Source organism: Burkholderia sp. SRS-W-2-2016 (assembly GCF_001931485.1).
In the GTDB taxonomy this organism is placed as follows: domain Bacteria; phylum Pseudomonadota; class Gammaproteobacteria; order Burkholderiales; family Burkholderiaceae; genus Paraburkholderia.
In genome coordinates, this window is record NZ_MSDV01000014.1 from 76062 (window position 1) to 83158 (window position 7097).

At 68.2% G+C, this 7097-nt stretch carries 6 protein-coding genes; 2 read left to right on the forward strand and 4 right to left on the reverse strand.

Translation table 11 applies throughout. The features are described from left to right. Positions 1-228 precede the first annotated feature (228 nt). The gene (locus BTH42_RS04735) at positions 229-1161 is read left to right on the forward strand and encodes a recombination-associated protein RdgC (protein ID WP_075296304.1); all 933 of its coding nucleotides are present in this window, start codon (positions 229-231) and stop codon (positions 1159-1161) included. Between the two features lie 57 nt (positions 1162-1218). Here the strand turns inward: BTH42_RS04735 and BTH42_RS04740 are convergent, their stop codons facing one another. Beyond that, positions 1219-2211 (reverse strand): FecR domain-containing protein, encoded by a 993-nt coding sequence (locus BTH42_RS04740; protein ID WP_075296306.1) that lies wholly within the window; start codon positions 2209-2211, stop codon positions 1219-1221. Beyond that, positions 2189-2734: a sigma factor-like helix-turn-helix DNA-binding protein gene (locus BTH42_RS04745; RefSeq protein ID WP_075296308.1), complete on the reverse strand. Its 546-nt coding sequence runs from the start codon at positions 2732-2734 to the stop codon at positions 2189-2191. Before BTH42_RS04745 ends, BTH42_RS04740 begins: the two co-directional genes overlap by 23 nt. Before the next feature lie 717 nt (positions 2735-3451). On the opposite strand from BTH42_RS04745, the gene BTH42_RS04750 reads away from it, so the two are divergent. Beyond that, positions 3452-3805: a hypothetical protein gene (locus BTH42_RS04750; protein ID WP_075296311.1), complete on the forward strand. Its 354-nt coding sequence runs from the start codon at positions 3452-3454 to the stop codon at positions 3803-3805. A gap of 29 nt (positions 3806-3834) precedes the next feature. On the opposite strand, the gene BTH42_RS04755 is transcribed toward BTH42_RS04750, so the two are convergent. Then, positions 3835-4791, reverse strand: a complete 957-nt coding sequence (locus BTH42_RS04755; RefSeq protein WP_075296313.1) for a spore coat U domain-containing protein — start codon at positions 4789-4791, stop codon at positions 3835-3837. Next, positions 4788-7097 (reverse strand): fimbria/pilus outer membrane usher protein (locus BTH42_RS04760; RefSeq protein ID WP_083654659.1); only part of this gene is annotated, 2310 nt, incomplete at its 5' end. The genes BTH42_RS04755 and BTH42_RS04760, both read right to left, overlap by 4 nt.

Consider the following 7097-nt stretch of genomic DNA (forward strand, 5'->3'; position numbering starts at 1 on the left):
TCAAAAAGTCTAGGTGATTTGCCGCCGCAGCGCGTGGGCGCGAGCCCTGAGCAAAACCCGTAGGACGCTGGCGAGCGACGCCGCTGAGGCGGCGTGGGCACGGGTTTCGCGCTCCGCCGAAGCTGCCGCTCAAGCGCGCGAACGCATCTGGCGACACGCCGGCGCGCACGCTTGCGCCGCGCCCGGTCGGATAGAATGCTGCGCTTTGCCCGAATTCCGAGTTCGCCCATGTGGTTCAAAAACCTCCAGTTGCACCGTCTCCCCGCACCGTGGTCCGTCACCCCCGAACAGATGCAGAAGTGGCTCGCGCCGTACGCGTTCGCGCCGGGCCAGAGCGTCGAGATGCAGGCGCAGGGCTGGGCGCCGCCGCGCGACGGCGACTCGCTCGTGTACGCGCAGAACGGCCAGATGCTGCTGACCTACCGCGCCGAAAAGAAGCTGCTGCCGGCCTCGGTCGTCACCCAGGTGACGCGTGAGCGCGCGCTCGAACTCGAAGAGCAGCAGGGCTTCAAACCCGGCCGCAAGCAGATGCGCGAATTGAAGGAGCAGGTCACCGACGAGTTGCGGCCGCGCGCGTTCAGCATCCGCCGCGATACGCGCGTGTGGATCGATTGCAAGAACGGCTGGCTGGTGATCGACGCGGCGTCGCAGACGGTCGCCGACGACGTGCGCGGGCTGCTGGTGAAGTCGATCGATCAGTTGCCGCTGATGAGCGTGAGCGTCGCGCAGTCGCCGGTCGCGGCGATGACCGGCTGGCTGCTCGACGGCGAAGGCCCGGCCGGCTTCACGCTCGACCAGGACACCGAGCTGCGCTCGCCCGCCGAGGGCAACGCGACGGTGCGCTATGTCGGCCATGCGCTCGACGCCGACGACATGCGCCGCCACATCGAAGCGGGCAAGCAGTGCATGCGGCTCGCGATGACGTGGAACGACCGGGTGTCGTTCGTGCTGACGCCGTCGCTGACGATCAAGCGGATCGCGCCGCTCGACGTGCTGAAGGAAGCGAGCGACCCGACCGCGCAGAACGACGACGAGCGTTTCGATTCGGATGTCGTGCTGATGACCGCGGAGCTGGACCGTCTGCTGACGGATCTGATCGACGCGCTCGGCGGCGAGCAGGACCAGGCGCGCTTCGGCTTGCCGCAGACGGTGGCGGCCTGACGCCTGAAGTGAAGGCGAGGGCGGCGTTGACGGCGGCGGTGCAGGCCGGCGCCGCTCTCAGCGCGCTTCGACCACCGTCCAGTACGGCGTGATCGAGCGCAGGCGCAGCGGGTAGGTCCGTTGCAGCAGCGCGAGCGTCGCGTCGATATCGGTGAGCTGATAGATGCCCGATACGCGCAGCTCGGCGACATCGGCCGCGTAGCGCAGGATGCCGTGGCGGTAGCGCGCGAGTTCGGCAACGAGATCCGCGACCGGCATCCGGTTCGCGTAGAGCAGGCCGCGTGTCCACATCGCCTCGCGCGAGTCGAGCGGCTGCGGCGCCGCCACGGCGGTGCGCGTGAAGGTGCTCGACTGATCCTGCATCAGCAGCACACCGTCGCTCGCCGCGGGCGAGAGCTGCGCGCCGCCGCGAAACGCGGCCACCCGCGTGAAACCATGTTGCTGCCGCACGCTGAACTGCGTGCCGAGCGCTTCCACCACCCCTTCCGCCGTTTGCACCAGCAGCGCCCCCCGGCGCGGGCGCTCGCCTGGCGGGTTGGCCGCGTCGCGCGAGTGGTCGGCGGGGCGCACCATGATCTCGCCGTTGAGCAGATGAATCCGCCGCACGCCCCCATCGAACCCGACGTTGACCGCGCTCGCGCTGCCGAGCGTGATCTGCGTGCCGTCGGCGAGCAGCACGTCGTGCCGTTCGCCGGTCGCGGTGTGGAAGTCGGCGCTCCACGCGTGCCACGGCAGACGGCTCGCGAGCCAGCCGACGGGCGCGGCCAGTGCGACGCCGGTCAGTATCCCCAATGCGCGGCGCCGTCCGCGCGACACCGTGCCGACGCCCGCGCGTTCGCGCAGCGCGGGGCCGACGCCGGCGGGCACCGCATCGAACTGCTCGCGCAACTGTTCGGCGAGCGCCCACGCGCGGCGGTGCGCGTCGCTCTGCTCGCGCCATTGTTCGCACAGGGCGTGGTCCGCGTCGCTGGCGTCGGCCGAATCGAGCCGGGCCAGCAGTTGCGCGGCTTGCCGCAGGATGTGCCGGTCAACGGCGGGTGGCTTGATCATCGAGCGAGGCGAGGCAGGCTTCGAAGGCCGTCGCCAGATAACGTTGGGCGGTTCGCACCGACACCGCGAGATGCGCGGCGATCTGCTGGTCGTTCAGGCCGTCGAGTTGCGACAGCAGCAGCGCCGCGCGGGCCGGCGCGGCCAGCCGGGGCAGCAGCGTGTCGAGGCCGCGCAGGCTCGCGAGCACGCGCGCGCGTTCCTGTTCCGACGGCGCGTGCAGTTCCGGCTGCGACGCGAGCATCGCCAGATAGCTGTGTTCGAGCGAGGGGGCGGCCGGCTGCGCGAGGCCCAGCCGGCGCGCGAGCGAGTTGAGCCAGCCGGCCGGCTGCGGCAGCGAGGCCGGCTGTGCCACGGCGTTGGCGGCGCTGGCGGTGCACCCCGCGCGCGACAGGCTCGCGAAGCCGGCGCGCGCCAGCGGGTCCGGCCGCTCGCCGCCGCCCAGTCGCCTGCGCAACCAGCCGCTCAGGCTGCCGGAGCGCTCGGCGTACAGCGACTGCAATGAGCGGGCATCGGTCGTGGTCATGATTAACTGGAGTTTCCGAATTTTGAGACGAGAGAAATTTTGTTAAATGTGCCTGAGTCCGGATGGATTTAACAATGGCATTTAACAATCCTTGTCGTTTATTCCACTCTGCGGGATTTAAAAATGCGCGTGCGGTTTAGGATTTGATTTATGCATTGCAAATATCCTAAACGGGAATCCGTTGTTTTGCCGATTTCCCCCGCTGCCGGCAGGGTTGGGTTTAACGTTGTGTCGCGTAGCGGCTAGGGTTTTTCCGCCAAGGCGCGCGCTGTCATCGAAGCGTAACGGTATTGCGCTACTGATAGCCGGTTTATTTTTTTATAACATCTGATCTATATCAGGGTTAATTGCACTACGAGAAAAATCAGAGCGTTGTTTGTAATTGCATGCGTTGTATTTATCTGGCGTATGCGTAAAAACCCCAATTAAATTCATTCACCGGCCTGGGCATCAGGCGCTTGTCGTCACGACGGACTCCGCAGTGGGTCCACTGGGCTTGGCGCGGCGGCGCTGCCCGGATTCGACGTCGGCGGAAAAATGACAATTGCATCAACGGTTTGCGGAGTTTCCTGGAAAGTTATGCACAGATTTGCCAACAAAATCTGTGGGTAACTTCAGGCGCTCGCGCGTGTCGCGACGCTGCTCAAGTTCCGGCGCGAGATGCCGACATGCAGGCATCCCTCTCGTGTTCCGAACCGGCCGCCGAAGAATCGCCTCATGCCTCGTCACCTTGCCGCTCTCACGGCGGCGCTGCCGTCGACCCTGTTTTCGACGCTGCTGCTGGCCGCGTCCGCCGCGCCCGCGCAGCCGCTCGAACTCGCGTCGATCGCGGTTAGCCTGACCGTGCAGGAAAGCTGCGTGGTCAAATCCGCCGACACCGCGATCAGCGTCATCAATCAGCCGGTCGTGTCGTGCGTGCACGGCGCGCCGTTCCAGATCGATCAGGCGGGTGTCGAGCCCACTGCCGATCAGGGCAGTAGCCAGCCGCCGCAGCCGTCGCCGCCGCTCGCGTTCGCGACGACGCACGGCGTGGGCGACGCGCAGCAAACGGTCTGGACGGTGAGCTTCTAACCGGCGGTGCGGGGCATGCCGCGCCGCGTTCAGAAACTGATGGTCGCGGTAATCGTGTCGCTATAGCTGCCCGGCATCGGCGTGCTCTGCGCGGGCACGAGCCCGTAGATCGCGATCGATACCGGATTGCCGGTCCCCGTGCCGGTCGCCATCGTGGTGCCCGAGCCGCCGTCTCCCCACGCGCTGCTGTGCGCGGCGTCGGTGTACAGCTGGTATTTGACCGTGCCGCCGCCGCCCGCGCGCTGCATCTGGCGCGCCGCGACCGTGCCGCTCGAGCCGCTGCTCAGCGCGATCCGGAACGCGTCGCCGTTGGTGCAGCGCGCGGTGATCGCGCCGCTCGCGGCGAGCGCGCTGCTGAGCACGCCGGCCGATGCGAACGCGACATTGGTCGCGCTGATCAGACAGTTGTTGACGACCGTCGCGCTCGCGTTGATCGCGAAGCTGCCGGCGCTCGTCGTCAGTGCCGCGCAGCCCGGCGCGAGCAGCAGGAAAAACCCATAGTTCAGCGAAGTCTGGCTCAGCGTCTGCGCATACACGGTGCTGACGTTGCCGGTGGTCGGCACGGTCGGCTGATTCGCGGCGATCAGCCCGTAGAAGTTCACGGTCGCCGATGCGCTCGTGCCGTTCAACGGTTTGTCGAGCGTTAAAGAAATCGGCGTGGTGCCGAGCGCGGTCGAGCCCCACGCGAGCGAATGCGCGGCGTCCTGGTACAGGTCGTATTGCAACTGGTTGGCGCCGCTCGCCAGATAGCGCGGCCGCGTGCCGGCGAGGTTCAGGCACACCTGCACGCTCGGCGTCAGGGTCAGCATGGGCCACGTGCACTGCACGGTGACGCTGCCGGTCGCCGCCACCGCGTTCAGCGCGATCGGGCTGACGTTGCCGAAGCTGAGCGCCGACGGGCTCGCGCTACACGTTTGTGCGCTGGCCGCGCGCGGGGCACAGCCGAGCAGCAGGCAGAGGGCGAACAGCAGTAGCGCGTGTTTCATCGCACTGCGCTCGTGGGATTGAGGGCAGCCGGTGTCGCGTCGCTGCGTGCATGGCCGGCCGGCGGCCGCGGCGCGCCGCAATCGAGCGGGCCGATGGTCGGCAGCGAGCCGTCGGCGGGGCGCCGGTAGCCGAATTCGACATCGCAGCGCCGCCCGTCACGCTCGATTTCCAGATGGTTGTCCGGCTGCAACTGCTCGACGAAAGTCAGGCCGTCGTAGCCGACGATCGTATCGGCGCCGCTCTCGACGTGATGCACGCGCGTGCCCGGCGGCAGCAGCGCGCCGTTCGCGTCGCGCAGGATCACCGACGCCGCGCTGTAGCGCGTCACCCGGAAATTGGCCAGCACGCCCGCGCGGGCGGTCGGCACGAGGTCCATCGCGGTCGTCGCGATGCGCGCGTCGGCGGGCAGCTTCATGCTGTCGATCGCGAGCTGGTTGTGCTGATACGCGTTCAGGTCCGGGATCAGCAGATGGCCGCCGCGGTCGGTCGTGCCGATCACGCGGTTCTCGTGCAGCACCGGCACGCCGGCGACGCCGTCGGTGGACACCAGCGCGAAGCCGTCGTCGATGCGGCGCGCCGGTTGCAGCGTGCCGTCCATCAGCACGATCGCGCCGTTCAGATCGAGCGACGCCCCCGCGCGGCGGTCCACGTCCTGCGCGATCGCGGTGACCTCGCCATATTTGCCCAGATATTGCGCCTGCGCCTGGCGGTACGGCACCGCGCCCGAGCCGCCGGCCTGCACGCCCCAGCCCCAGCCGCCCGCGTAGTCGGGCGGGCGCTGCGCGTTCAGGTTGTAGGTCGACTGGCCGTTCTGGCGGCCGACGCTCGTGTTCACCGCGGTGTTGTTGCCGAGCCCGATGCTGGCGGTCACGAACACGCCCTGCGCGTTGTGCTGCAAAAAGTCTTTGTAGGTGCTCAGCGTCAGCGACGCGAGGTTGCCGAAATTCAACGTGTAGGACACCGAGCCGATTTTCGACGACGGCGCGCCCGGAAAACGATAGCCGATATAGCTGAGCGACAGCGTCTGACGATCGAAGAACGGCAGCGCGAGCGTGACCCGGTCGGTGGCGCTCGGCACCGGCGTGCCGTCGCGCGCGGCGAGGTCGCCGTAATGGCGGTACGCGCGCAGCGTCTGCGCGTCGATCGAGAAGTGCGGCTCGATCAGCTGATAGCCGAGCCCCGCCTGGAAGCCGTTCAGTTTGCCGGCGCTGCCCGCGAGCGAGCCGTTGACGACCCCCGCCATGCCGAGCCGCACCAGCGCGCCGCCGCCCGCGTTGACGAGGCCGCCGGTTGCCTCGGCATGGCCTTCGAGCGTCAGCGCGTCGCTGAAACCGTGCCGCGCGGTCGCGCTGAGCGCCGGGCGCGGATTATAGGAGAACGAATCGATCCCGTACGCGCGGCGCAGAAAGCCCGCTTCGAACGAATAGCTCGACAGGCCGGCCGCCAGCATGCGGGTGTCGACGTACAGAGGCAGCGAGGTCGAGATCGTGCGGCCGAGCGCGTCGTGCGTGATGATCGTCGCTTCGCCGGCGCCGGTGATGCCCGGCACGTTGTTGACGATGAACGGCCCGCTCGGCACGCTGCCGCTGAACTGGCGCACGTTGTTCACGTACAGATCGACCGCGGACGGCACCACCGCGGTGCCCGACAGCGACTGCACCGGAAACGTCACGAGGTCCGGGCGCAGCGCGAAATTGCTGCGCCACTGGAAGCCGGCGAGGCGGATCGAGCGGCTCCAGTCGAGCGACGACGAGATCGTGTCGCCGAGCTGGGTGGTGCTGAGCGTCGCCGGATTCGACCGGCTCCACGAAGTGTCGTAGCGCACGTAGCGGTTCAGGTCGCGGTACAGATACGCGATGCCGGTGTTGCTCAGCACGCCGGCCGGATCGAAGTAGCGCGCTTCGCTCCAGATCGCGAGCTGCGCGTTGGTGTCGGTCTGCGCGAACGCGTCGTAGTTCAGCAGCAGCCCGCGCGCCGACGTCGCGTTCGGCGTGCGCGTCAGCTCGCGCGTGTCGAACGTGTAGGGCTTGCGCAGCGCGTCGGACACCTGCAACTCGACGCGCTGGCTTGCCGGGTCGTAGCGGTAGCGCAGCCCGGCAATGCGGTCGAGATCGAGCGACGCGTTCGGCGCCGCGCCGAGTTTGGCGGTCGCGACGCCGAGCTCGTCGAGGTCCTGCGCGCTCGCGCTGAGATGGCCGTCGCGCTCGCGAAAGTGCGCGATCAACGAGGTGCGCTGGCCGTTGAGCATGACTTCGAGGTACAGGTCACGGGCGGCGGCATCCGTTGCGGGTGGCGAGGCGGGGGC

What these genes read in the sequence shown, in the direction of transcription:
- BTH42_RS04740 (WP_075296306.1), bottom strand. Translation starts at nt 2,211, where the DNA reads ATGATCAAGCCACCCGCCGTTGACCGGCACATCCTGCGGCAAGCCGCG.
- BTH42_RS04750 (WP_075296311.1), top strand. Translation starts at nt 3,452, where the DNA reads ATGCCTCGTCACCTTGCCGCTCTCACGGCGGCGCTGCCGTCGACCCTG.
- BTH42_RS04745 (WP_075296308.1), bottom strand. Translation starts at nt 2,734, where the DNA reads ATGACCACGACCGATGCCCGCTCATTGCAGTCGCTGTACGCCGAGCGC.
- BTH42_RS04735 (WP_075296304.1), top strand. Translation starts at nt 229, where the DNA reads ATGTGGTTCAAAAACCTCCAGTTGCACCGTCTCCCCGCACCGTGGTCC.
- BTH42_RS04755 (WP_075296313.1), bottom strand. Translation starts at nt 4,791, where the DNA reads ATGAAACACGCGCTACTGCTGTTCGCCCTCTGCCTGCTGCTCGGCTGT.